The organism is Bacillus sp. SD127, from assembly GCF_058566445.1.
Map to the genome: position 1 here is coordinate 3,173,504 of NZ_CP191226.1, position 26,377 is coordinate 3,199,880.

23 protein-coding genes and 2 pseudogenes are annotated in these 26,377 nt (G+C 45.2%); 9 read left to right on the forward strand and 16 right to left on the reverse strand.

The features are described 5' to 3' along the window. Window positions 1-63: 63 nt before the first annotated feature. A pseudogene (locus ACQVGS_RS16590) lies at window positions 64-514 on the reverse strand (GNAT family N-acetyltransferase). Window positions 515-951: 437 nt separating this feature from the next. Between ACQVGS_RS16590 and aprE the strand changes: the two are divergent. Then, complete coding sequence (gene aprE, locus ACQVGS_RS16595; RefSeq protein ID WP_095713695.1) at window positions 952-2,097, forward strand: subtilisin AprE; 1,146 nt, start codon at window positions 952-954, stop codon at window positions 2,095-2,097. A gap of 40 nt (window positions 2,098-2,137) precedes the next feature. Here aprE and ACQVGS_RS16600 read toward each other — a convergent pair whose 3' ends face one another. After that, on the reverse strand, window positions 2,138-3,430 hold the full coding sequence (locus ACQVGS_RS16600) for a M48 family metallopeptidase (protein WP_188323662.1): 1,293 nt from the start codon (window positions 3,428-3,430) through the stop codon (window positions 2,138-2,140). Between the two features lie 142 nt (window positions 3,431-3,572). Here ACQVGS_RS16600 and ACQVGS_RS16605 point away from each other — a divergent pair, with 142 nt between their 5' ends. Next, complete coding sequence (locus tag ACQVGS_RS16605) at window positions 3,573-3,968, forward strand: YhfM domain-containing protein (protein WP_024120804.1); 396 nt, start codon at window positions 3,573-3,575, stop codon at window positions 3,966-3,968. A gap of 41 nt (window positions 3,969-4,009) precedes the next feature. Here the strand turns inward: ACQVGS_RS16605 and ACQVGS_RS16610 are convergent, their stop codons facing one another. From ACQVGS_RS16610 to ACQVGS_RS16625, 4 genes are all read right to left on the reverse strand, one after another. After that, the gene (locus tag ACQVGS_RS16610) at window positions 4,010-5,551 is read right to left on the reverse strand and encodes a fatty acid--CoA ligase family protein (protein ID WP_127695544.1); all 1,542 of its coding nucleotides are present in this window, start codon (window positions 5,549-5,551) and stop codon (window positions 4,010-4,012) included. A gap of 117 nt (window positions 5,552-5,668) precedes the next feature. After that, window positions 5,669-6,313 (reverse strand): SDR family oxidoreductase, encoded by a 645-nt coding sequence (locus ACQVGS_RS16615; RefSeq protein WP_127695546.1) that lies wholly within the window; start codon window positions 6,311-6,313, stop codon window positions 5,669-5,671. A gap of 63 nt (window positions 6,314-6,376) precedes the next feature. Beyond that, window positions 6,377-7,372, reverse strand: coding sequence for a lipoate--protein ligase (gene lplA / locus ACQVGS_RS16620; RefSeq protein ID WP_101863799.1), 996 nt, complete (start codon window positions 7,370-7,372; stop codon window positions 6,377-6,379). A 12-nt stretch (window positions 7,373-7,384) separates the two neighbouring features. Continuing rightward, window positions 7,385-8,119, reverse strand: a complete 735-nt coding sequence (locus ACQVGS_RS16625) for an MBL fold metallo-hydrolase (protein WP_127695548.1) — start codon at window positions 8,117-8,119, stop codon at window positions 7,385-7,387. Between the two features lie 157 nt (window positions 8,120-8,276). Between ACQVGS_RS16625 and yhfH the strand changes: the two genes are divergently transcribed. Both yhfH and gltT read left to right on the forward strand, forming a co-directional pair. After that, on the forward strand, window positions 8,277-8,411 hold the full coding sequence (gene yhfH / locus ACQVGS_RS16630; protein ID WP_024120799.1) for a protein YhfH: 135 nt from the start codon (window positions 8,277-8,279) through the stop codon (window positions 8,409-8,411). A gap of 270 nt (window positions 8,412-8,681) precedes the next feature. Next, window positions 8,682-9,971, forward strand: coding sequence for a glutamate/proton symporter GltT (gene gltT / locus ACQVGS_RS16635; protein WP_024120798.1), 1,290 nt, complete (start codon window positions 8,682-8,684; stop codon window positions 9,969-9,971). Window positions 9,972-10,012: 41 nt separating this feature from the next. On the opposite strand, the gene ACQVGS_RS16640 is transcribed toward gltT, so the two are convergent. The 4 genes from ACQVGS_RS16640 to ACQVGS_RS16655 form a co-directional block, all read right to left on the reverse strand. After that, window positions 10,013-10,420, reverse strand: a complete 408-nt coding sequence (locus ACQVGS_RS16640) for an ASCH domain-containing protein (RefSeq protein ID WP_106020611.1) — start codon at window positions 10,418-10,420, stop codon at window positions 10,013-10,015. A 14-nt stretch (window positions 10,421-10,434) separates the two neighbouring features. Continuing rightward, window positions 10,435-11,475, reverse strand: a complete 1,041-nt coding sequence (locus ACQVGS_RS16645; RefSeq protein ID WP_106020612.1) for a M42 family metallopeptidase — start codon at window positions 11,473-11,475, stop codon at window positions 10,435-10,437. A 133-nt stretch (window positions 11,476-11,608) separates the two neighbouring features. Continuing rightward, the gene (locus ACQVGS_RS16650) at window positions 11,609-11,791 is read right to left on the reverse strand and encodes a hypothetical protein (RefSeq protein ID WP_081638270.1); all 183 of its coding nucleotides are present in this window, start codon (window positions 11,789-11,791) and stop codon (window positions 11,609-11,611) included. 91 nt (window positions 11,792-11,882) lie between these two features. Further along, window positions 11,883-12,659 carry a YhfC family intramembrane metalloprotease gene (locus tag ACQVGS_RS16655; protein ID WP_095713702.1) on the reverse strand — a complete coding sequence of 259 codons (777 nt, stop codon included), beginning with the start codon at window positions 12,657-12,659 and terminating at the stop codon, window positions 11,883-11,885. 121 nt (window positions 12,660-12,780) lie between these two features. Between ACQVGS_RS16655 and fabHB the strand changes: the two genes are divergently transcribed. Further along, window positions 12,781-13,758, forward strand: coding sequence for a beta-ketoacyl-ACP synthase III FabHB (gene fabHB, locus ACQVGS_RS16660; RefSeq protein WP_106020614.1), 978 nt, complete (start codon window positions 12,781-12,783; stop codon window positions 13,756-13,758). Between the two features lie 42 nt (window positions 13,759-13,800). On the opposite strand, the gene ACQVGS_RS16665 is transcribed toward fabHB, so the two are convergent. The 6 genes from ACQVGS_RS16665 to ACQVGS_RS16690 form a co-directional block, all read right to left on the reverse strand. Beyond that, entirely contained in the window at window positions 13,801-16,128 is a 2,328-nt protein-coding gene (locus tag ACQVGS_RS16665) for a YhgE/Pip domain-containing protein (protein WP_106020615.1), read from the reverse strand. Between the two features lie 70 nt (window positions 16,129-16,198). Then, complete coding sequence (locus tag ACQVGS_RS16670) at window positions 16,199-16,774, reverse strand: TetR/AcrR family transcriptional regulator (RefSeq protein WP_010333611.1); 576 nt, start codon at window positions 16,772-16,774, stop codon at window positions 16,199-16,201. A 151-nt stretch (window positions 16,775-16,925) separates the two neighbouring features. After that, complete coding sequence (gene hemY / locus ACQVGS_RS16675) at window positions 16,926-18,338, reverse strand: protoporphyrinogen oxidase (RefSeq protein WP_101863793.1); 1,413 nt, start codon at window positions 18,336-18,338, stop codon at window positions 16,926-16,928. A gap of 14 nt (window positions 18,339-18,352) precedes the next feature. After that, window positions 18,353-19,285, reverse strand: a complete 933-nt coding sequence (gene hemH / locus ACQVGS_RS16680; RefSeq protein ID WP_106020617.1) for a ferrochelatase — start codon at window positions 19,283-19,285, stop codon at window positions 18,353-18,355. Between the two features lie 74 nt (window positions 19,286-19,359). Beyond that, a complete protein-coding gene (hemE, locus tag ACQVGS_RS16685; RefSeq protein WP_106022384.1) occupies window positions 19,360-20,421 on the reverse strand; it encodes a uroporphyrinogen decarboxylase in 1,062 nt (353 codons plus the stop codon). A 120-nt stretch (window positions 20,422-20,541) separates the two neighbouring features. Further along, a complete protein-coding gene (locus ACQVGS_RS16690; RefSeq protein ID WP_101860874.1) occupies window positions 20,542-22,686 on the reverse strand; it encodes a transglycosylase domain-containing protein in 2,145 nt (714 codons plus the stop codon). 121 nt (window positions 22,687-22,807) lie between these two features. Between ACQVGS_RS16690 and hmoB the strand changes: the two genes are divergently transcribed. The 4 genes and pseudogenes from hmoB to ACQVGS_RS16710 all read left to right on the forward strand — a co-directional run bounded on the left by hmoB (window position 22,808) and on the right by ACQVGS_RS16710 (window position 26,365). Further along, window positions 22,808-23,308 carry a heme-degrading oxygenase HmoB gene (hmoB, locus tag ACQVGS_RS16695; RefSeq protein ID WP_024120788.1) on the forward strand — a complete coding sequence of 167 codons (501 nt, stop codon included), beginning with the start codon at window positions 22,808-22,810 and terminating at the stop codon, window positions 23,306-23,308. Between the two features lie 50 nt (window positions 23,309-23,358). Then, window positions 23,359-23,629 (forward strand): annotated as a pseudogene (locus tag ACQVGS_RS16700) (hypothetical protein). Window positions 23,630-23,713: 84 nt separating this feature from the next. Continuing rightward, window positions 23,714-25,102, forward strand: a complete 1,389-nt coding sequence (locus tag ACQVGS_RS16705; RefSeq protein ID WP_151174882.1) for a hypothetical protein — start codon at window positions 23,714-23,716, stop codon at window positions 25,100-25,102. 72 nt (window positions 25,103-25,174) lie between these two features. Next, window positions 25,175-26,365, forward strand: coding sequence for a M20 family metallopeptidase (locus tag ACQVGS_RS16710; protein ID WP_188323658.1), 1,191 nt, complete (start codon window positions 25,175-25,177; stop codon window positions 26,363-26,365). The last annotated feature ends 12 nt before the right edge of the window (window positions 26,366-26,377 follow it).

Consider the following 26,377-nt stretch of genomic DNA (forward strand, 5'->3'; position numbering starts at 1 on the left):
CTCCTTTTCATTTTTATCGTAACCGAACATCGGCCAAAAAACCAAATCATGAGGCCTCTATTTTCATTTCTCCGGCACATTAAGGCTGTAATGCACAAATGCGGTTTCCTCTTCATAGCCGTTTTGCTCATATAAACTTCTTGCCGCCCGGTTGTGATGTTCCGTCTGCAGCTTTAAACATTTCGCTCCGTTTTCCGCGGCATAATCCTTTGCAGCGGAAAGCAGCCGCCGGCCAACTCCCTTTTTTCGTACAGAAGAAGCGGCGAATAAATCATTTAATATGTAGATTCTTTTCATAGCCACGGAAGAAAAGGCCTGGATAAAGCTGTGTAAAACCAATGAATTCCCCATTTTCTTCTGCGATAAAAATAACAGACTCTTCCTTTTCCAGGCGTGCTTTCAAAAAAGCCTCCGCTCCTTCCAGATCCGACTCCTGCTTATAAAATTCCCGATACTGATTAAACAGCGGTGCTATAGCTGCCGCATCTGCTGGTAAAGCTTGACGAATGTTCATCTCGTTTCCTTCTCTCTATATGCTGTTAAGAAGTACATTTTATATTAGAATTTTCTGTAAACCATATTGATCAGAATACTTTTTTCAGCATGCATGGAAAAAATATCACGATAATATCCATTGATCTCATAGAAAAACATGCAGGTCAATGGAACTGATTTATTCGACAGGGTTTTTTCTGGTCGCGGGAGGATTTAACCTGAAAAAACATGAAATTTCAACATAATGATTATTTACTCATGTCTATTTTCGTTCTTTTCTGTATGAATGCAGTTATTTCGAGTCTCTATAGAAATAACGAGAGATGATATACCTAAATAGAAATAAAACAATCTCAAAAAAATGGGTCTACTAAAATAGTATCCAATCTATTACAATAAATTCACAGAATAGTCTATTAATAGGCTGCTCTGAAATTGTAAAGGAGAGGGTAAAGAGTGAGAAGCAAAAAATTGTGGATCAGCTTGTTGTTTGCGTTCACGCTAATCTTCACGATGGCATTCAGCAACATGTCTGCACAGGCTGCCGGAAAAAACAGTGAAGAAAAGAAGTACATTGTCGGGTTTAAACAGACAATGGGAGCTATGAGCACCGCCAAGAAAAAAGATGTTATTTCTGAAAAAGGCGGGAAAGTTCAAAAGCAATTTAAGTATGTAAATGCAGCCACAGCAACATTGGATGAAAAAGCTGTAAAAGAACTGAAAAAAGATCCGAGTGTTGCTTATGTGGAAGAAGATCATGTTGCACATGAATATGCGCAATCTGTTCCTTACGGCATTTCTCAAATTAAAGCGCCGGCTCTTCACTCTCAAGGCTACACAGGCTCTAATGTAAAAGTAGCTGTCATCGACAGCGGAATTGACTCTTCTCATCCTGACTTAAACGTTCGAGGCGGAGCAAGCTTCGTACCTTCTGAAACAAACCCATACCAAGACGGCAGTTCTCACGGCACGCATGTAGCCGGTACTGTTGCCGCTCTTAATAACACAATTGGTGTTCTGGGCGTAGCGCCTAGCGCATCATTATATGCAGTAAAAGTGCTTGATTCTACAGGAAGCGGCCAATACAGCTGGATTATTAACGGTATTGAATGGGCGATTTCTAACAACATGGATGTCATCAACATGAGTCTTGGCGGACCTACTGGGTCTACAGCGTTGAAAACAGTAGTCGATAAAGCGGTTGCAAGCGGTATCGTCGTTGTTGCCGCAGCCGGAAACGAAGGAAGTTCAGGAAGCACAAGCACAGTCGGCTACCCTGCAAAATATCCTTCTACTATTGCAGTAGGCGCAGTAAACAGCAGCAACCAAAGAGCTTCTTTCTCAAGCGCAGGTTCTGAGCTTGACGTTATGGCTCCAGGCGTGTCGATCCAAAGCACACTTCCTGGCGGCACATACGGCTCTTACAACGGAACCTCAATGGCGACACCTCACGTTGCCGGAGCAGCGGCTTTAATCCTTTCTAAACATCCGACTTGGTCAAATGCGCAAGTCCGTGATCGTTTAGAAAGCACTGCGACAAACCTTGGCAGCTCTTTCTACTATGGAAAAGGGTTAATCAACGTTCAAGCAGCTGCACAATAAGATAAAAGAGAAGCAGGTCACTCCATACCTGCTTCTTTTTTTATTGGTCGTCCCCCTGTTCTGAGGCCGGGTGTTCTGAGGTATTTTCTTCGGTTTCCGCATGTTGAATCCGTTCCATGATCGAAGGATGGCTCCCTCTGAAAAGTTTCACGAGAAAAGGCGGATCAACCTGGCTCAGCCCCGTAACAGCCAAATCCTGAAACGTTCTGACTGCGGCTTCGCTGTCCCCTGTCAGCTCAATCCCATATTGGTCAGCCTTATTCTCCTGATAGCGGGAAACAGCATTAGAAAAAGGCGTAACAGCAAAGCTCAAAACAGATACGATAAGCAATAACAGCGGCAATGCCGCAAGATCACGCCGGCTCTCTACATGAAACAGATTGCGTGCAAGCCGTACCCCCCGCTTGTAAAGCTTATCAACCATATAAAATCCCGCTAGCGACACGATTAAATAGCCAGCCAATCCGATATACACGTGCTTCATGACATAATGGCCCATTTCGTGCCCCATAATAAAGAGAATTTCTGAATCGTCGAGTTTATTCAGCGTCGTATCCCATAGAACAATCCGCTTATTAGCCCCAATTCCTGTCACATAGGCATTAAGCGCGTTTGTTTTCTCTGACATATTCACTTCATACACATGATCAGCCGGAATATCGGCTTCTTCAGCCAGTGCTAAAATTTTGCTTTCCAGCTCTTTGTTTTTCAGCGGATAAAAATCGTTGTATAAAGGATCAATAATCACCGGCTGAATAAAAAACAGAAACAGCGAAAACGGCACTGTTAACAGCCAGGCGTAAAACCACCATTTTTTTTCATGCTTTTTGATCAGCCAATAAAACACCAGCACGCAAAGCGTAAAGATCGGAAAACTGATCCAAAAATCAATGACTTGATCTTTAGCCCAGCTGGAGGCTGTCTGCGTCGAAATATTGTAATCAAGCGATACCTGATAGCCTATCCAATCCAAAGGCAGCGTCACCAGAGCCGTGATCAGCGAAAGCACAAACACAAAACCGATGATCTGCAAAAAACGAAAACGCACAGCCGCTTCCATCCATTGCTTGATTTTCTTTGAAACACCGCTGGTCAGCAATACAAAAAACAGAAACCAATCAAGAGGAATACTGATAAAAAATAAAAAGTTCTTCACATCAGAATACTGTTCGGCGACAGCCAATTGAGACGGCTTCATGAAAGAAGCCGGGTCAGCCTGTGTTCCTTTCACGGCCTCCGGGACAGCGGAATCGCCGGACATAAAGAAATACCAATAGAAAAAAAGCCCATACAGCACATATGCAAGCCCTGCACCCGCAATCCACTTGCGCATAACGCCTCACTCCTCACATCTAGACCCATTACTTCTATTGTAATCATAAATTCAATTTCTTAGAACCAAGCTGTGAGTTCGGACTTTTTCGCATGGAATCGCCCTTTGCTGGAGAAACTAGCAAATGTTTGGAGTGATGCAGATGAAAAAAATAGTAGCAGCCATCGTTGTTATCGGTCTTGTGTTTATTGCATTTTTCTACCTTTACAGCCGGTCAGGCGATGTATATCAATCGGTTGATGCGGAATTGATCACCCTGTCTTCAGACGGGCGGGAAAAGATTGAAATCGAAAAAAGACAGCACGTCAAAGATATGCTGGACATTATGAATCAGGGAAAGCAGCTGAAAACCGAAAAAACATCAGCTCCTGATTACGAAGGCACGATTAAATTTCATAAAGACAGATTTGACTCATTCAGATTATGGATTGACGACAGCCAGCAGGCCATTTTTTTGAAAGACGGCACGTATTACAAATTAACGCGAAACGATACCAAAGCGCTGCAAACTATCATTAAAAAAGAAGCAAAGGATTAACAATGAAAAAAGCGAAGCCCACTGGCTTCGCTTTTTTCACATTAATGAGGCAGCATATCTTTGAGCGCCCGTCTGAGCATTTTGCCTGTCGCATTTTTCGGAATCTCATCAAGAAAGATGATCTCGGCAGGCCGTTTGTATTTTGCCAGATGCTTTTCACAATGCGCCATCATTTCTTCTTCTGTGACACCAGACCGTTTCGGTACGACATATCCCTTTACCGCTTCGCCGCTTTCAGCATCAGGCACGCCGATGACAACAGCCTCCTTTACGTCCGGGTGGCTGTACAGGACCTCTTCCACTTCACGCGGATACACATTGTAGCCGCCTACAATAATCATGTCTTTTTTCCGGTCAACAATGTAAAAATAACCGTCCTCATCCCGCCTTGCCAGGTCTCCCGTATAAAGCCATCCGTCCTTTAAAGCGTGCTCCGTTTCCATCGGCATATTATAATAGCCCTTCATCACATTGGGCCCTTTTACGATCAATTCGCCCACCTGGTGATCAGGGACCTCTCGGCCGAGCGGATCGACGACCTTGTTTTCGACATGCAAAATACTTGTCCCGATGGAGCCTGGTTTTCTCCCTCTGTCAAACGGGTTAAAGCATGTGACAGGCGATGCTTCCGAAAGCCCGTAGCCCTCCAAAATGGTGACGCCGAATTTCTCTTCAAATGCCGTAAGCAGCGCGACCGGCATGGCCGCACCACCCGAGATGCATAGGCGAATAGAAGAAAAATCATCTGCCTTGCCTTCTTCATGCTGGAATAAATAGTTATACATCGTAGGCACGCCGGCAAAAATCGTTGCCTGCCGCTGCTTTACAAGCTTAAAAACAGATGCGGGGCTGAACTGCGGTTCAATCAGCACGCATGCGCCGCTCATCAGCGGAGCGTTCATGCAGACAGTTAAGCAAAAAACATGAAACATCGGAAGAGCGCAAACCACATTGTCTTTCTCATCCATTCCCAAATACCCGGCGACATCGTTTGCATTGCTGAACAAATTCTGGTGGGTCAGCATCGCGCCTTTCGGTCTTCCCGTTGTTCCTGACGTATATAAAATTACCGCAGTATCATCAGGCACAACCTCTGGATGGCGTGCAGCACCGGGTGTCGGACGCAACATTTTTGTAAACGTTGTCATTTTCATTCTGACCTCAGGATCTGAAGCTTCCAGCTCAGTTTCTCCTGTCCGGCATAAAATGACGAGTTCGACCTTTGGCAAAGATTCGTGCATGCTTTCATAAATCGGCAAAAGCTGATCTACTCCTACGATTGCTTTGACATCGCCGTTTGTCAGCATATAGCCGATTTCTGTCGGCGTGTACGTCGGATTGATCGGCACCACCACAATACCGGCCTTTAATGCGCCGAAAAATGCGATGACAAAATCAGGCGAATTGCCAAGCAGCAAAGCAAGGTGATCCCCTTTTTCCATACCCGCTTCCTGAAGGCCGTCCGCAAAACGCTGAATATTGTCATTCAGATCCTTGTAAGTAATCACTTGATCCCTAAACCTGCATGCGATGCTGTCCGGCTTCTCAGATGCTGTCTCTTCTAATTTTGAAACCAGATTCATTCTCCCACCCCTTAAAGTGAATGAGTAGTCATTCATTATTGAAGATAAGCTTTCCTTTTCATTATAGAGAAACACAAAAAAACACTCAAGAGCAAAAAGCCCCGAGTGTCAGTAGTGTTATAGATTCTTCAAAGCTTCGGCAATCGGTGTATCTCCTTCAGTGAGATCAAAAGCCCGATTTTCCGTGTTGGTTTCATCTAAAGAGGCAATGACTGCTGTCGCAACGTCATCACGTGATATATCACCCCGCTCTAGATCTGGGGCTGCGGAAACCGTTCCTGTTCCCGGTTCATTGCGAAGGCCTCCCGGACGTATAATCGTATAGGCTAAGCCGCTGGATTCCAGAATTTTATCAGCATAATGCTTGGCCACGTAATAAGGTTTAAGTGCCTCATTCCAATTTTCACGGCGGTGGGCCTGCAGGGCGCTGACCATAATAAAACGTTTGATTCCCGCGATTTCCGCAGCCTCTATTGCTTTTGCCGCTCCGTCAAGATCCACCAGCAGCGTTTTATCATAGCCTGTGCTCCCGCCGGAACCCGCCGTAAAAATAATCGCGTCACAGCCTTTTGCCGCAGCTGCGATTTCTTCCGGGCTTCCTTCTAGATTTGCTAGCACAGCTTCCGCGCCGGCCGCTTCCAAAGATGCTTTCTGTTCTTCTTTTCTGACCATCGCTCTGACGGAATGATCAGCATTCTCTTTGAATAAAGAAACAAGTCTTTGTCCGATTTGTCCGTTCGCTCCGATTAAAAACACTTTCATGTGAATCCCTCCTGCCTCCATTATTTCAAAACACAAATTTCCTTTCAAACAATGTGTTTTACATTAATAAATCAGATCAAGAAAATCTTCTTTCGTAATGTTCCCAAAATAATGCTTCAGATTCACATCAGCCAGCGCATCAGCGATCACACTGCGCTCATATTGCTTTCCAATCAGCAGGTTTTCGATTTCCGACACATCGCCCACACCGAAGAAATCGCCGAAAATTTTGCAGTCTTCAATTTTCCCTTTTTTTACTTCCAAACGCAAATCAATGGACCCGACCGGATAACGCTTTGAATGGTTCAGGTTAAATTTAGGTGAGCGGCCGTAGTTCCAGTCCCAATTTTGATAGCGTTCTTCCGAGATTTTGCGAATGACTTCCCAATCTTTTTCAGTCAGCTTATACTCCGGCACATCTTGAATGTGATTTGTATTGAAAATATGTTTGAGCAAATGACTGCGGAAATCTTCGGTCGTCATTTTATCATCAAGAAACTCACTGATGTTTGCCACACGGCTTCTGATTGATTTGATGCCCTTTGATTCAATTTTATCCTTTTTGACTTTTAAAGCGGACACAACATGATCAATGGCTGAATCAAACATGAGGGTGCCATGGCTGAAGATGCGGCCTCTTGTGGCAAATTGGGCGTTACCTGATATTTTGCGGCCATCTACCACAATATCATTCCGGCCGCTTAATTCCGCTTCAACTCCGAGCTGATGTAGCGCTTGAATCACCGGCTCAGTGAATTTTTTGAAGTTATGAAAGCTTTCACCGTCATCCTTCGTGATAAAGCTGAAATTTAAATTCCCTAAATCATGATACACAGCCCCGCCGCCAGATAAACGGCGGACGACGATAATTCCGTTTTCCTCTACATACTTTGTATTGATTTCTTCTATTGTATTTTGGTTTTTTCCGATGATGATAGACGGCTGATTCACGTAAAAAAGCAAATACGGCTGTTCAGGGTCTAAATATTTAAGGCAATACTCCTCGATAGCAAGATTGATCCGCGGATCATTGATATTTTGATTGTCAATAAATAACATCGTGCTCCTCCTTTATCCTTCCCACACAAAACCAGATTTCGCAATGTTCACTTTCCCGTTAAAAACGGTCTTGGCTTCTTTGCGAAGGTTGTCATGCACGCCGAAATGAGGCAGATGGGTCAGCAGCAGCCCGCCCGCTCCCGCTTCTTCTGCAATTCGCCCTGCTTCCAAGCTGTTCATATGGCCTGCGCTTGTCCCGTCTTGATCAGCATAAAAATTACATTCTGAGATCAATAAATCAGCGTTTTCCGAAAACGGAATAAATGAATCCTGATAGCTGGAATCAGCAGTATACACAACAGTATGGCTGCCGTCAGTAATCCGCATCGCATAACAAGTCACCGGGTGAACCGTCTTTAAAAAGGTGATCGTAAACGGACCGACAGTCAGCTGCTGATCAGGCTGATAGGCAATCCCTTTCGTATGCGTTTTATATGTAAGCTTTTGAAACTGTTCTATATCAGCATCATGTCCGTAAATCGGAAGCGAGTGTTCTCCTTTGCCGAGGAATGATCCGACTTGCTTCGCAAATTGCAGCGGCCCGATGTCCGCAATATGGTCATGGTGATAATGAGACAGAACCACCGCGTCCAGCTTTTCCGCCGGGACATATCCAAACAGCTTAGATAACACGGCACTTCCGCAGTCCACTAACAATGAAAAATCCCTCGATTGAAACAAGTAACCCGACGTCGCTTCATTTGCGGCCGGAAAACCGCCGTAGCATCCGATAACTGTAACTTTCATAATGTCCTCCTTCTTTTCAAAGAAAATTGATCCTCCTTCAATATACCCATTTTTCTAAAAAAAAGCATGTTTTAAACATTGTATCAAAACAGATGTTGAATTTTACTTTCTGTTATATTACAATGAAAACATTACAAAGGGGAAAGAGGGATTGGTTATGCTAGGGAAAATTACTGAATTTTTTAGAAACCTGCCTTCGAAAAAGTGCGCGGAATGCGGAAAAAAGATTGATGAGCAGCATGAGTGTTATGGTAATATTTGCAACGACTGTATAAAAGTAAGCGATATGTAAAGAGGCGAAAATCTCACGCATACAGTGTGAGATTTTCTTATTCTTCTAACTTCTCTTTATATTGAAATAATAATCAGGTTGGGTCAAAGCTCACCTGTTTTTAGATAATTCTGGTGATTCACTTGATATTTTTGAATATTCTATATTTTCAAAATATAATTTACTATAGACGAACCTATTTCTTATCTATTATAATTTGATCTAATAGTGAGATTAAATATATGTCTATTCATGATATATGTTGATACTTTGTTTTTTGGGAGGTAATCTATGAAAAGAATTAGGTTTGGATTAGCTACGCAAATATTCGTTGGACTTATTCTAGGTGTTATTGCTGGCGTTATTTGGTACGGCAACCCAGCACTGCCTACTTATCTGCAGCCAATCGGGGATCTCTTTTTACGCTTAATCAAAATGATAGTGATTCCTATTGTTGTCTCCAGTTTAATCATCGGTGTAGCCGGAGCCGGAAATGGAAAGCAAGTTGGTAAATTAGGCTTCAGAACAATTCTGTACTTTGAGATTATTACGACCTTTGCCATCATTCTCGGACTAGCCCTTGCAAACATCTTCCACCCGGGTACAGGAGTTAATATACACGAAGCTCAAAAAACAGACATCAGTCAATATGTTGAAACAGAAAAAGAACAAAGCAATAAATCAGTGGCAGAGACATTCCTGCACATTGTGCCGACAAACTTCTTCCAATCCTTGGTCGAAGGGGATCTTCTTGCCATCATCTTCTTTACCGTACTATTTGCATTGGGAATTTCCGCGATCGGTGAAAGAGGCAAGCCAGTATTAGCCTTTTTTGAAGGCGTTTCCCATTCGATGTTCCATGTGGTAAACCTTGTGATGAAAGTAGCGCCATTCGGGGTTTTTGCTCTAATCGGAGTTACTGTCTCTAAATTCGGACTCGGTTCTCTTCTATCTCTCGGAAAGCTTGTCGGATTGGTATATGTCGCACTGGCTTTCTTCTTAATTGTCATTTTTGGGATTGTCGGAAAAATTGCCGGTATCAGCATCTTCAAATTCCTGGCTTACATGAAGGACGAAATTTTATTGGCGTTCAGTACGTCCAGCTCTGAAACCGTTCTTCCGCGCATCATGGAAAAAATGGAGAAAATCGGCTGTCCGAAAGGTATTGTGTCTTTCGTTATCCCGATTGGATATACGTTTAACTTAGACGGCTCCGTTCTCTATCAATCTATTGCAGCGCTGTTTCTTGCACAAGTATACGGCATTGATTTAACAATTTGGCACCAAATTACGCTTGTATTAGTTTTGATGGTGACATCTAAAGGAATGGCTGCCGTTCCGGGAACTTCTTTTGTCGTCTTGCTTGCAACACTGGGCACGATCGGTGTTCCGGCAGAAGGACTTGCCTTTATTGCCGGTGTAGACCGCATTATGGACATGGCACGTACAGTTGTAAACCTGACTGGTAACGCACTTGCTGCCGTTGTAATGTCTAAATGGGAAGGCATGTTTAATCCTGCAAAAGCGGAAGCTGTCATGAGCCAATCTAAAGCAGATCAAAACGCAACCATTTCCGGTTAATCAAAAAGCCTGCGGGGTTCTCAACGCCCCGCAGGCTTTTTTTAATCTTGGACAAGCTCAAACAGCTCTGTAATCAAAACAGTGTCCTCATTCAGTTCCATTTCGCCATTTTTGATCAGCTCCGCCCATGCTCTTCGATGGTCCTCTTGAAATTCATCAATTCGGTCTCCGTTGCCCTCTCCTTTGACTAACCTCCTATCAGGCGCTCCAAAGGTCGTTTCAAACACATCTGTCACTTTTATATTGCATCTCGGATGATCATGTTTATCATAAACGGTTACAAGCTGTCCCGCTGTTTGATATACATCACTCAGTTCATCTTTTGAATATAATGATTTCGGCGCGCAGGTGGCCGTTTTTTCTCCAGCAAGGATTTGCTGGATCAGCTGTTCTCCAAGACCTTCATCGCCTTCCCAGCCGAAAGTGCTTTTCAGTTCATAGATTTTCATTTGTTTTCTCCCTCTTATACCATCGGTGATTGCACATAATAATACAGGAGCTTCGCTGTATGGCGGAGAGAAGACTTATGCGTGCGCTCAAAAGCGTGCGAAGCGTCAATTCCCGGCCCGATCAGGCCGTGCACAATATCATGCCCGGATTTGATCGCTGCTGAGGCGTCCGACCCGTAATACGGGTAAATATCAAGCTTATAGTCAATATGGTGCTTTTCAGCTAAATCGACCAAATGCTTTCTCAGCTGATAATGATACGGACCGCTCGAATCCTTCACACAAATCGAAACCGAATATTCGTCTGTCGCCTGGCCGTCGCCGATAGCCCCCATATCCACCGCCAAGTATTCAACAGTTTCAGCAGGAATATTAGAGTTTCCGCCATATCCGATTTCTTCATTATTAGAAATCAGAAAATGAGTCGTATACGGCAGTTCAATTTCTTCTGTTTGAATTTGATGGATTAAGCGAAGCAACAAGGCCACACTTGCTTTGTCATCTAAATGGCGTGATTTAATGAATCCGCTTGATGTGATCTCAACACGGGGATCAAACGAAACAAAATCTCCGACGCCAATGCCAAGCTCTTCCGTATCCTTACGGCAGTGCACAGGCTCATCCAGGCGGATTTCCATATTCTCTTGATTGCGCTCCGCTTTTCCCGCGTCTTTGTACACGTGCACAGACGTTTGATGCATTAAAATGGTGCCCGTATACGTTTTCCCTGAAGCCGTTTCAATTTGGCAATACTCCCCTTCGATCGAGTTATAGCGGAAACCGCCGATCAAATCGATTTTCAGCCGGCCGTCAGCTTTAATTTCTTTCACCATCGCGCCCAAGGTGTCAACGTGCGCCGTCAGCATTCGGTGACGGGATGTATCGCGGCCCGGAAGCGTGGCGATCAAACCGCCCTTATGGTTCAGAACCGTTTCGACCTTCCATTCTTTTAAAAGGTTTTCAACGTATTTGATCACCTCATATGTATTCCCTGTCGGACTTGGAATAGAAACGAGTTCTTTAATCAGCTCCATTGTTTTACGAACGGACGTCATAGGACATTCCTCCTTTTATTTTCTATTTAAAATATACTCTTTTCCCGCTGAACCCGTCCAATCTTTTCCTATCAATCTAGCATATGCTGTAGAGAGCATGGGAAGAGGAGGGATATCTATGTGCTGTCGTCATTCACATGAACGGAAACATCATTGTAATTTTTGGTTTGATGATTTTTGGTTCTTTGACGAGTGGTTCGATAAGGATTTCCACGACCATTGCAAGAAAGAGAAAGAATGCCATGACCCTTGCGAGAAAAAGAAGAAAAAGAAAAGACATTGCTCTTGCAAAAAACGCTGCCACTCTTGCTGTCATTGCTAAGGACTGAGTCAGAAATATTCTGATACCCCATGCCTAAACGAATATTTCATTTTTCCAAGCGGGCTGTTACTGCTGCTTGGATTTTTTATTGAAACAGCCTTTTTGCCTTTACAATCCAAACCACTGATGCCGCAGCTATCCCAGCAACGATGAGTTCAACAGCCGCCGCATGTTCTATCACTCCTTTTTGGTATAAAACCGCCGGTACATTAAACAGCCCGTGTAAGAGAATCGAATACAGCAAAAACAGCGGCCGGCGGCTTTTAACCGCATACAGCACAAATAGTGACAGACCGATTTGAACAGAGATGGCGCTGATTCTTTCAATTCCGCCGAGCAGCCATTCATACGAAGGTGTATTCAGCAGCTGCGCCTGAATCGGCATAAGTGCCTGCTTCACATCTTGATTAATCAAAAGCTGTTCAAAAGTGCCGCTATTGATCGCAAAAGCGTACACGATAAGCGTAATGCTGGACAAGCCGGTTATTAGTATCGCCTCCAGACCGCCGTGGCCCGCTCCGAAGGCCAGACCGTCCGCCCAAGAAAGACGGCGCTTCATAAAGAAACGCATCATGATATACCTTCCGCACTCCTCAAAAATCCCGGCCATCAAGCATCCGTAAATGGCATACCAGACTGGATGCTTCATCACTTCTTTCGTCGTTTCATTCATTTGCAGAACATAAACATGAACGCCGCCCTCCAACAGCTGAGCAAAAACAAAAAACGTAAGAGCGCCAATAAAAAACACCTTAATCGGAGCATGATACTTTCGCCTAAACCATATCATCAGTCCGATCGGCAACAAAAACGCAATAACCCCGGAAATAATCATAGAGGCTATCGCTCCTTGACTGACCATTTTTTTCCTCCTTTTCTGGTTTTCTACTGACAGTTTCTCTTTTTTTATCAAAAATCCTCTTTTTAATACCAGATACTAATATCTAGTGTTATAATCTGATAATAAAAGGAGTTGTGTTATTATGTCAAAAGCAAACATTACAGCAATCGGCACCTATGCGCCGACCCGGCGTTTAACCAATGCGGATCTGGAAAAAATCGTAGATACGTCTGATGAATGGATTGTTCAGCGCACAGGAATGAGAGAACGGCGGATTGCCGATGAGCAGCAGTTCACTTCAGACCTATGCATTGAAGCAGTCAAAGATCTCAAGAGCCGTTACGAAGGAACACTTGAAGATGTGGATATGATTCTCGTCGCCACAACAACAGCAGATTATGCCTTTCCGAGTACGGCTTGCCGGGTGCAGGAATATTTCGGCTGGGAGAACACCGGCGCGTTAGATATCAATGCGACATGCGCAGGACTGACATACGGTCTCCATTTGGCAAACGGATTGATTACATCCGGGCTTCATCAAAAAATTCTCGTCATCGCCGGAGAAACATTGTCAAAAGTGACTGATTATACAGATCGAACGACATGCGTTCTGTTCGGCGATGCTGCGGGCGCACTATTGGTTGAACGAACTGAAGAGGCACCGGGATTCCTCGCCTCCGTCCAAGGAACATATGGAAAAGGTGCAGATATTTTGTATAGGGCCGGACTGCGGAGCGAACTCAACGGCATGCCGCTTGCGGATTCCGGGAAAATGGTCCAAAACGGACGCGAAGTGTATAAGTGGGCCGCAAGAACCATTCCCCGTGAATTTGAACATCTTTTACACAAAGCAGGGCTCAGCCGTGATGATCTTGATTGGTTTGTTCCCCACAGCGCCAACTTGCGCATGATCGAATCGATTTGTGAAAAAACACCGTTTCCGATTGAACAAACACTCACCAGTGTCGAATACTACGGAAATACATCCTCAGTCTCTATTGTTTTGGCCCTTGATCTGGCAGTGAAAGCCGGGAAGCTGAAAAAAGACCAAACCCTGATGCTTTTCGGATTCGGCGGAGGATTAACGTATACCGGACTTCTGATTAAATGGGGATGTTAAATCAAAAAAGACCTTGTTTCCTGAGAAACAAGGTCTTTTTCATTAGGAAGCCGGCTGTTCTTCTGAAGTGTCTTCCTTCCGGCTTAAGATCGTAAAGTAGGTAATGCTCAGCGCGATCATGACTAGAGCAATGCCGATTAAGACACCGGCCATCTGCCACATGTAGCCGAAATCTCCGTTTGAAATCACCGCTCTGAACCCGTTTATGCTGTAGGTCATCGGCAGCGCGCCATGGATCACCTGATAGAAATTCGGAAGCAATTCTAATGGGAAGGTTCCTCCGCTGGCCCCGAGCTGCAGCACTAAAATAATGACTGCAATAAACCGGCCCGGATTGCCCATCGTCGTGGCCAAAAATTGAATCATTGCAAGAAAAGCGAGACTCGTAATGATCGTAAACACGTAAAACCTCCACGTGCTCTCAACCTCGAGACCAATTCCCAGAAGCAAGACCGTCGCCACAATCAGCGATTGAATGATTCCAACGAGCATCATGACATTAAATTTACTGAAGAACCACTCAAATCCGTTTCTCGGACGGCCTGATGCTTCTTTCAGCGGGAATACGACCGTCAGCATAATGCCGCCGACATACAAGCCCATTGATAGGATATAAGGCGTCAGCCCTGTTCCGTAGTTAGGGACGGAATGAATCGCGTCGTCATTAGTTTTGACCGGATCCGCAAACATACCGTATGTTTTATCATCAGCGCTGATATCCCCTGTTTGATCAGCCGCATCATTCAGCTTATTAGACAGCTGTCCTGTGCCGTCCAATAGCTTGCCTAAACCTGTATCAAGCGATTCAGATCCCTCAGCGAGTTTTGATGATCCATTTTGAACTTGTTTAGAACCGTCTAACAGTTTCAGTAAGCCGCCCGACACTTGGCTGCCGCCTGTCACCAATTGTTCTGAGCCCGCTTTTGCTTTTGCAAACTGTTTATTGTATTCTCCAATACCGGCTGTCAGTTTATTTTGGCTATCTGTGATCTGCTGTGAACCGTTGTATATCTTCTCGGTTCCTTCAGTTAATTTGTCAATTGCATCTTGCGTCGCTTTTGCACCGTTATAAAGCTTAGATGTAGCTTCCGGCATTGCTTTCAGCTGTGCCGCCTGCTCTTTTACATCTTCCAGAGAAGCTTTAATCGTTGAAATGTCAGGAAGCTGATCCACTGAAGGGAGCCGGCTAATGATTTGATCAAAATCAGGCGCATCTACTTGCGGAAGCTTCTTCTCAACAGAATTGATCAGCTGGCTTTTTTGTTCCGCTGTTAAGAACTCGCTTGAATTGATCACATTTTTAAATGCCTGATCACGGTTTTTCAAGCTGTTTTCAAACTCTGTCAGCTGCTTTTTAAATTCATTCATGGCAGTTTCAGATTTTTCAAGGTTGCTGACAGCTGTTTCAAGCTGTGTCAAATCGACTGCGTTTATGACCTTCTCTGCTTTTTCTACTTTCTGAGAAGCCTCTGCGGCCTTTGTATTAAGCTGATCCAGCCCGTTTGTAATCTTTGGAAATCCCTGCTGCAATGTCTGCTGGCCGGCTAGAAGTTCATTCAGCCTTCCTGTCAGCTCACTTGATCCCGCGGCAATTTTTCCTGAATTTTCATAAATGGTATTGCTGCTGTCCTGGAATTTGCCGAGCGAGCTGTCAAGCGATTGAATGCCGCTTGTTACTTTAGCTGCTCCTTCTGCAAGCTGCGCCGTTTTGTCGCTGATTGTCGCAGTGCTTTCTGTCAGCTTCTCCAGATTTTCTTTCAGCTTGGCGCTTCCGTTTTTTGCGTCCTTAGTGCCGTCATCAATTTTTTTCGCTCCGCTGCTCGCGTCGCTGAGACCTTTGGCAATATCTTTAAAGTTATCAAAAATCACTTTCGTATATTGCTCGGTCACTTCTTTAGAAACAGAAGCTTTCAGTTTATCAATCGCTTTTTCGCCAATCGTTGCTCCTACATAGTTTGAACCGGCATTCGTATGGTATTTCAAATCCAGTTTTTTCGGATTTTTGTCCATTACAGTGCTGGCGTTTTTAGAAAAGTCTTCTGGAATCTCGACTACTAAATAGTATTTTTGATTTAATAAGTCCTTTAACGATTGGTCGAGATCAGTGGAAAAATGCCAGTCAAAGCTTTTATTATCCTTTAATTCTTTTACCAGATCATCACCGATTTGTAGCTTTTCTCCCTCATATGTCGTTCCTTTATCCTGGTTGACGACAACGACAGGCAGCTGGTCAACTGTGCCGTACGGGTCCCAATAGGCCTTTAAGAAAACACCGCTGTAAATAAGCGGGACAAACAAAATGGCGATGATGGGAATCAATAATTTTTTACTCGTTACGATGTCTTTCCATTGACTTCGTATTGTGTTCATCCTGATGCCTCCATTCTAAAACTGACTCATCATGAAAAATGGTCATTTTCTTGTAAAGAGAAAGGATTATCTAGTTGGCTGACAATCCTTTGACAACATACAACTCAAGCAGTTCCGCAATCGTTTCTTTATCAAGCGGGGGATGCTGTTTTTCCCAATCAAAAATGAGCGCGATATAAAGCTTCAACATGACAAAAGCCGTCAGCTCAGGATCACACGGCTTGATATCTCCGTTTTCGACACCCTCTTCTATCTTATTTTTAATATAAGAAAGAATGGAACGCTCCATTTTCTGAATCACGTCCTGAACTGCCATTGTACCAATCTCAGCATTTTCTTGAAAAATTTTAATCGTCAGCTGATGTGTTTTCCTGAATTCAAGAATGGCAAACAGCGCTCTGTGAACATTTTCATGGAACGGGAGATCAGGCTCCATCGCTTCGTCAGCTTTTTGCTTCATTTCTTTTAATAACGTAGAGAAAATATCATCAAACAGCTCTTCTTTATTTTTGAAAAACGTATAGATGGTTCCTTTTCCCACGTTCGCAAGCTTCGCCACCAAATCCATTGTCGTCGCTTTATAGCCAAACTGTGTGAAAGACTTTGTGGCAGCCTCCAAAATGAGCTTTTTTCGATCTATTGACATTGTATATCACCTCAAAACTGACCATTTGAACATTTTAGTCAATAAGTACATATGCAAATGTATCATACCATGCTGAACAATTCAAACATTTTTTACACAATATTGCCATCATCTAGACACAAAAAACCTCCGTACCGGGTACGGAGGTTTTTTAGTCGAATAAATATTTCAGCGCGTCTGACACAGCTGCTTTTCCTTGATCGATACAGTCCGGGATTCCAACACCCTCGAAGGATGCGCCAGTCATGTACACACCAGGATATGAGGAAGCCAGCGCTTCACGGAGCTCATTGATACGGCGTTTATGGCCGACATGGTACTGAGGCATACTTTCATGCCAGCGCGTGACACATGTCATTTCCGGCTCACCGTTGATTTTCATTACTTTCTTTAGGTCTTCCAGCACAATGTTGATAATGTCGTTATCTGAGAGGTCGACGATGGATTCGTCTCCGGCTTTTCCGACATATGCCCGAAGCAGTGTTTTGCCTTCCGGCGCTGCGTGCGGCCATTTTTTGTTCGTCCACGTACAAGCTGTGATCGCGAAATCACTGTTTCTTGAGATGACAAAGCCCGTGCCCTCATGCTCCATTTGGACGGCGCCTTCCGGGAAGCCCAAGGCGACATTCGCCACAGATGTGGAATGCATGTTTTTCAGATTTGCAACAGCCGGCAAATCTGAAAGCATTCCCGCGGCAGCTTTATGCGGTGCTGTTACAATCACTGATTCGGCATCAAGTGATACGCCGTTATCAAGATCAAGCGAGTAGCCCGTGCCCTCTCGGCTAATCTTGGTAACCTTTGTGCCTTTGTATACCTTTGTCAGCTTTAGTTGATTTTCAATCTCTTCGACAAGCGTCTGCAGGCCTGTTGTCAGCGTCTGAAACTGCCCTTGTTTTTTGGCTGTCAGCTGCTGGCCGGAACCTTGAGGTCTTGTTTTTTTCATCCCAAGGATCAGGCTTCTGTGCTTTTGTTCCGTCTGATAAAATTGTGGGAATGTTGACATCAGGCTGAGTTTGTCGATATCACCTGCATAGATGCCTGATAAAAGCGGCTCGATTAAATTCTCGACAACTTCATCCCCGACACGTCTGCGGAAAAATTCTCCCAGTGACTGATCCTCTTTTGATTTACTTGCGGGCAGGATGAAATCCATTGCAGCTCGCGCCTTCCCTGACAGAGAAAACAGCCCCGTTGACACGAACGGCGCGATTTTTGTCGGTATTCCCATTACAGCCCCCTTCGGCATCGGATGCAAAGTGCGGTTGACAAGCACGTAAGATTGTCCGGTCGCATTGTTCACAAGCAGATGGTCAAGACCTAAGTCTTTGACAAGCTGCGGAGCGCTTTTTTTCCGTTCCAGGAATGAATCAGGCCCTCTTTCGATGATATAGCCGTCCTTCTTGACTGTCTGGATTTTTCCGCCTACTCTCGGACTTGCCTCAATAAGCGTCAGCTCAAGCGGCAAATCTTTGTCTCTGATTTCTTTTTCCATGTAGAAGGCGGCGGCCAAACCGGTAATGCCGCCGCCGATGATGACTACATGTTTTTTGCCGTCACTCATGTTCATCGCCTTCTTTAACGTCCTAATTTTTTCAAAACGACTGTTGCTAAAGCATCAATAAATGCCGGCTTAGCGTTTGGCATTTCCGGCCGGTAATAGCTGGCGCCGATATCGTCAGTCACCACTTTGCATTCATAATCGTTGTCATAAAGCACTTCTAGATGGTCCGCGACAAATCCGACAGGCGCATATACAAATGCTTGATAGCCTTTTTGTTCAAATAAATCACGTGTCAGATCTTGCACGTCAGGTCCGAGCCACGGATCAGGCGTGTTGCCTTCACTTTGCCAGCCGACAGCGTATTCAGATACGCCTGCGCCTTCAGCGATCAGCTTTGCGGATTCATGAAGCTGATCCGGGTACGGATCTCCGTACTCTTTAATTTTTTCCGGAAGGCTGTGCGCAGAAACGATGAGCATCGCGTTTTCTCTTTCTTCCTTCGGCATTGACGCGTACGTGTCCTTCACTTGGTCAACCCAATATTTCACAAACTTCGGTTCATCGTACCAGCTTTCGACAGACGTAATTGTTAAGCCGCCGAGTTTTTCAGCCTCTTCTTTCGCACGTTTGTTGTAAGACTGCACGCTGAATGTGGAGAAGTGCGGTGCCAATACAAGGCTGACCGCCTCTGTAATGCCGTCCTTATGCATCTCTGCCACAGCGTCTTCAATAAACGGCTCGATATGCTTCAGCCCGATATACGCTTTAAACGTAATCTCATCCTGAATCTCGTTTAAGTGCTGTTCAAGCTTATAAGCCTGTTCTTCTGTGATTTTGGCAAGCGGCGAAATGCCCCCGATTGCTTCATATCTGTCTTTCAGATCCTGAAGCATTTCAGGCTCAGGCTTTCTGCCTCTTCTGATATGTGTATAATAACGCTCTATATCTTCTTCTTTGTAAGGCGTGCCGTACGCCATAATGAGAAGCCCCATTTTCTTTTTACCCACTGTTTACACCCTCTTTAGATGATCTATCACAAAACAATTTTGACAGGCTTTTATCCTGATACCAAAAAATATGCTCAGGAGTATTGGCCTATTTTCTTTGATTGAGAATATTCATGTACAAATGCAGTCAGCTTTTTCAGCACTTCCGGACTGACATCAGGAAATACACCGTGCCCGAGGTTAAAAATGAAGCTGTCCGATTTTAAGCCTTGATCAAGAATCTCTTTCGTTCTCTTCTCGATCACTTCCCAAGGAGCAAGCAAAATGGACGGGTCCAGGTTGCCTTGCACCGTTTTGGTGATGCCTTTTGATCTGGCTTCATCAATGCCGAGTCTCCAATCGAGCCCCACAACATCGAGAGGCAGGTCATGCCAATCCGTTGCTAAATGGCTGGCACCTACACCAAACATGATAAGCGGCACATTTTCCGATGCCAGCTCAGAAAAAATTCGGTTCATCACCGGTTTGATGTACGTTCTGTAATCCGCTTGATTCAGCGCGCCAACCCATGAATCAAAGATTTGAATGGCTTTTGCGCCCGCCTTAATTTGCGCTTTCGCGTACACGATAATCATGTCGGCAAGCTTTGTCATCAGCAGGTTCCAGGCATCCGGCATGCTGTACATAAAGGCTTTTGTTTTATTGTAGTTTTTCGAAGGCCCGCCTTCGATCATATAGCTGGCAAGCGTAAAAGGCGCACCAGAGAAACCGATTAGCGGGACGTCAAGCTGTTCATTGACAAGCAGTTTGATCGTTTCGAGCACATACGGCACGTCCTGTTCCGGCTCAAGCTTGCCGAGCTTTTCAATGTCCTGCAGTGAACGAATCGGCTGATCAATCACCGGCCCGATTCCATTTTTAATTTCAACATCTACACCGATCGACGGAAGCGGCGTCATAATATCTTTATAAAGGATTGCAGCATCGACTCCGTATTGCTCGACCGGAAGTCTTGTGACGTACGCACACAATTCGGGCTGATGTGTAATTTCGAACAATCCGTATTTTTCCTTCAGCTTACGGTATTCCGGCTGTGAGCGCCCGGCTTGTCTCATGTACCAAACAGGCGTGTGATCCGCTTTTTCTCCCCGCGCAGCTTTTAAAAACGTCTCGTTAAACGTTTCTCGTTTCCTCATCTGATTTCCACCTTTCATACTGCAACCATACGTTCGTGTTCCTTGACCATTACACTATACCTCGTTTTGGGCAAATGGTATAGAAATGCGGCTCAAAGTTCAAAAAATCGCCGAATTCCATTAAGAGGAAAACAGTTTCGGCTGAACGTAATCGGTTCCTTCTCCTTCTTTTTTTGTCTGTGTATTATAAGGCACCACTTTATAGGAAGCGCCCGAAAACAAATTGGCATATGGGATCTCATAGCTTCCCTTTCCTTCAACAGAATCAAGAAGCGTTTCCTTGCCGTCCTTATTTACATAAATTCTGTACACTGCCCGATCATCCTCTTGCGCATCCCATTTTAATTCAATCGTAAACAGCCCCGCTGCCCTAAATGTATAGTCAGCCGTCAGCGTTTTGACAGGCTCAAGCTCAATTGGGCTTTCAAGTTCTTTTACTTTTTTAGGCTTCGCAAACGCAGAACCCGTTTCGCCAGCCTGTGTCAAAATATCCTTAAACATTCTGGTCGGATATGCGCTTCCGCCTTTTAAGTAATGGTTTTGATCTGTTTTGTCATAGCCCATCCAGACAGCTCCCGTTATGTTCGGCGTATAGCCTGCAAACCAGGCATCCTTTGTTGCGCCGGAAACGCCTGTATATGAAGTAGAACCGGTTTTCCCGGCAAGATCGCCGTGATAGGTGCCGGACGTTGCTGTTCCCTTCTTAACCACCTGCTGAAGCATTCTCGTCATGTTCCAAGACGTCTGTTTGCTGAATACTCGTTTTCCTTCTTCTTTATGATCGGCTATTGTTTCCCCGTCTTCATCTGTTATGTTTGAAATAAAGTACGGCTCGGTGTATGTTCCATTCGCGGCAAACGTATGAAAAGCGCCGGCAAGCTGGAGGGGTGATACGCCTTTTTCCAAACCGCCGAGAGCCAGAGCAAGCCCTTCATCCGGTATATCAATGCCGTTTGCCTTCAAATAAGATTTCCCCGTTTCCACACCGATCTCATTCAGCGTCCACACTGCAGGCGCGTTTTTGCTGTAAGTGATGGCATCAGACATCGTGACTTCCCCTTCATAACGGCCGTCATAGTTTTTCGGTGTGTAATCTCCGTAGGATTGTAATTCATCCTTTAACAGAGAGTACGGCTTAAATTTCTTTTCCTGCATCGCAGGTCCGTATACGGCCAGCGGCTTAAACGTTGACCCCGGCTGGCGCACAGCTGTCACACGATTATATCCTTTAGCCGTGTAATCTCTTCCGCCGATCGCTGCTTCCACACCGCCTGTTTTATTGTTGATAAAGACTGCGCTTCCTTCAGCATCTTGATCTGTTCCGGGATAATAGCTGCCTTCCTTCATGACTTGATATGCCGTTTTTTGCAGTTTTGAATCAAGCGGCACCTTAATCGTGTACCCGCCTTGAAGCAGCTGCTCTCCGGAAATGGAATACTTGTCCTCCGCTTCTTGGATCACAAGGTCAATATAGCTGTCAAACCAAGGTGTTTCCGACTGTTTTTTCACGTTCAGCCCGAGCGTCCTCCCCTGCGCGCTGACAGCCTCTTTCGCACTGATATAGCCTTGGTCATTCATCATGCCGAGAATCGTATCACGCCGCTCCTTGCTTTTATCAGGATGCAAAACAGGAGAATACGTAGAAGGCGCCTTCGGAATAGCAGCCAAGACCGCGCCTTCTGACACGGTTAAATCTTTAACTTCCTTATTAAAATAATAATGGGATGCAGCTTGAATTCCATAAACCCCGTGTCCGAAGTATAGCTGGTTCAGATACATTTCCAGCAGCTTGTCCTTGCTGTAATCCCGTTCAAGGTTGATCGCTATGATCACTTCTTTCGTTTTTCTTAAAAACGTTTTGTCATGTGTCAGAAAAATATTTTTGGCAAGCTGCTGGGTGATCGTGCTCGCGCCTTCTACTTTTCCTCCTGCTAATATATCGCGGTACACCGCTCTTCCGACAGATTTCACATCGATACCGTGGTGTTCATAAAATCTCTTATCTTCCACTGAGATAAACGCTTCTCTGACCTCTTTCGGAATTTCATTGATAGAGACCGGTTCACGATTTTCTGTATACAGACTTGCGACCTCATCCCCGTTTTGGTCAACAATTTTTGAAGATGCGTGAAGGATCAGCTTCTTTTCATCTATGACATAATGACCGAGAAAAATGATTGAAATATATCCTATTAAAGCGAGAAAAGCAGTTAACACTAAAATAATGATGGGAATGAAAAGTTTCTTTTTCTTTATCTTAAACATGAACTCACCTCGCCTTTCTAAAGGTAGTATGGGAAAAATTGTTTGGATTTATGTTTGAAGCAGTCGCCAATAGAAACTTATACCATTGTTTTGATATACTAGCAAGCAGGAGGTGGCTGATATGAAGGTTTATATTACATATGGGACAGCCGATTTTTTGAAAAACATCGTGCAAAAACATTCCTCGGAAAATATGCTTTTGATGCAGGGACAGGAAAATGCGATTTTAATTCACGAAACAAACGGAGAAACGGTTTTTCAGGCCCCCCATTCCTATGAAGTCATTGACCAAGTCGGGGACATGAAGCATCCCGGTTTCGCAGTATTGAACAATATAGCCGTCACACAGGAAGGACGGCCGCTGTTTGAAAACAGATTTAAAAACAGAGCGGGAAAAGTCGAAAACGAGCCAGGTTTTGAAGCCATTCGTGTCCTGCGTCCGCTTGACAGCGACACGTACGTCATTCTCACCTTGTGGGAAACAGAAAGATCCTTCCAAGACTGGCAGCAGTCAGGCTCATACAAAGAAGCCCACAAAAAACGCGGCACGTCTGCCGGAGTTGACACAACGTCCATTTTCTCCCGGCCTTCGTATGTCACCACATATGTTGCTGTCGAATAGCTGCCGGAATGTCCGGCAGCTTTTTTTATGGCGAAAGGGAGGGAAGCTAGATGAGCCAAGTCTGCGGGTTTAAAGGGCTGACAGAACCGGCATATGATGACCAAGGGAATCACTCCTATGAAATCTGCTCGTGCTGCGGCTTCCAATTCGGATTTGACGATTTTGAAATGACGCGTGAGGACGGTTCATATTCAGAGCCTTTGGAAAGCATAATCGCCTACCGAAAAAACTGGCTTGCTGTACCCGCAGCATCAGCAGCAGGCTAAAAAAGTATTGAAGCACGAGTTGATCGAGCAGCTAAAGCATATCTGTCTTATCTGAAGTAATATCTGCGGTCAGATGCTATCTGTCCCGGCACCTTCCGCCCGCCTATGAATAATCTGTAGGAAGCGGAAGGAGTGATCAATGATGGAAATCGGGATTATGTCTGTTCATGTTCTTTATGTGTTTTTTATTGGAGCGATCATTCTTTTTATGCTGCTGCGAAAAGATACAACCTTTATTTCGTTATTTGGGATTTTCATCATTTCGTTATGGGCCAGCCATTCGCTTTCAGCTTCGGTCAGCAGTTTATTCCACAGCTTCATCTATGCGGCATCTGAGCTGCTTCCTACGATTTTCATCATCTGTTTTATCGTGTCTATGAGTGATGTGTTAACGAAAACAGGGATAAATGAAGCGATGATTTCTCCCTTTGTCCGTCTTGTTAAAGGTCCTGTAATTGCATACTGGCTGATTGGCGGACTGATGTTTGCCATTTCTCTATTCTTCTGGCCTTCGCCGGGTGTCGCTTTAATCGGCGCCGTTCTGCTTCCGGCAGCCGCCCGTGCCGGCCTGCCGCCTATCGCTGCCGCCATGGCAATGAATTTATTCGGGCACGGCTTTGCCCTTTCAGGAGACTTTGTCATTCAGGCAGCGCCAAAACTGACAGCTGATGCAGCAGGCATCCCTGTCGGTGATGTCATCTCAGCAAGCATTCCGCTCGTTTTGATTATGGGCGTGACCACAACAACTGCGGCTTTCTTTATGATTCAGCGTGAACGCAAAAAACAATTGCGGCCCGCTTCTTTTTCCCCGATGTCAGAAGAACATGACACTTCAATGTATTTGCCGAAACGTCTTCGGTCAATGCTGGCTCTTTTGATTCCTCTTGTATTTGCCGCTGATATCGCGTGCATGGTCATATTCAACCTTCAAGGAAATGATGCAACCGCGTTAATTGGCGGATCGGCCATTTGCATCCTGCTGATCGTTCATTTCCTTGTGTATAAACAGAAAGGGCTTGAAAAAATCACTGGATATTTTATCGAAGGGTTTCAATTCGGCTTTAAGGTTTTCGGTCCCGTCATTCCAATTGCCGCTTTCTTTTATCTTGGTGATTCCGGCTATGAGAGCATCTTGGGTACTGAACTCCCTAAACATTCACACGGCATTGTCAATGATCTCGGCATCGCCTTATCCCACGCCATGCCTATGTCTAAGGAGCTTGCCGCCGCAGCCTTGACTGCCGCTGGAGCCGTAACCGGACTCGACGGTTCAGGTTTTTCAGGCATTTCCCTCGCCGGCTCCATCGCCAAGCTCTTTTCATCCGCTCTCCATGCTGATCCAGCCGTCCTGACCGCACTCGGGCAAATATCAGCCATCTGGGTGGGCGGCGGTACACTTATTCCATGGGCGCTCATTCCCGCTGCAGCCATTTGCAAGGTCGATCCATTTGAGCTTGCCAGAAAGAACTTCCTCCCCGTTGTGATCGGACTTTCGGTGACAACCATTGCAGCGATGATCATGCTTTGAAACCCGACCAGTTGAAATATTCAGACTTTTTCTATACAATCATGGAAAAGCTTAGAAAAGGGGGAAGCGGCTTTGTCCATAAAGACGCTGCAAAAAGAGATAAACAAACAGCTCGACAGCTGTTTCGATGAAATGGTGGAAATCAGGCGCCATTTCCATATGTACCCTGAACTGTCCAATCAGGAAGAAAAAACGGCCGCTTTTATTGCTTCCTATTACGAATCGTTAGGAGTCCCGATCCGCACCAAAGTCGGCGGCAATGGAGTTTTGGCTTATATTGAAGGCAGCGAGCCCGGTCCTGCTGTCGCATTGCGGGCCGATTTTGACGCCCTTCCCATCCAGGATGAAAAAGATGTTCCTTACGCCTCCAAAGTGCCCGGTGTCATGCATGCATGCGGCCATGACGCCCATACAGCGGCTCTGCTTGCCGTCGGAAAGGTGCTTTATCAGAACAGGCATGATCTGAAAGGAACATTTATTATGATCCACCAGCACGCTGAGGAGTACGCGCCAGGGGGCGCAAAACCGATGATTGAGGACGGCTGTCTTGAAAACGCAGACGTCATATTCGGCACCCATCTTTGGGCGACTGAGCCGATCGGTACCATTCTCTGCCGCTCCGGTGCCGTAATGGCCGCAGCTGACAGATTTACAATCAGCATTCACGGAAAGGGCGGCCATGGTGCTCACCCCCATGATACAAAAGACGCCGTCCTGATCGGCTCGCAAATCGTTTCCTCGCTGCAGCATATTGTCAGCCGCAAAGTCAATCCGATTCACTCCGCTGTCATATCGACAGGCTCTTTCATGGCTGATAACCCGTTTAATGTGATTGCAGACCATGCAACTCTCATTGGCACAGCTCGTTCGTTTAATGAAAATGTCCGCGACATTCTGGAAAAAGAAATCGAAGCTGTTGTAAAAGGTGTGTGCAGCATGCACGGCGCTTCCTATGACTACAACTATGAACGCGGCTACCCGGCGGTAGTCAATCACCCTGCGGAGACCGACCATCTGGTAAACGTCGCAAAAGCCACAGACGGCGTTCATCAGGTTCTTCAAGGTGAACCGCAAATGGGCGGCGAAGATTTTTCTTATTACTTACAGCATGTCAAAGGAACCTTTTTCTTTACCGGCGCCGCTCCTGAACAGCCTGAACGTATCTTTTCCCACCACCATCCAAAATTTGATATCAATGAAAAAGCGATGCTGACTGCTGCAAAAGTGCTTGTGGGCGCTGCAATCACTTACCATTTATCTTAAAAAAACAGCCGG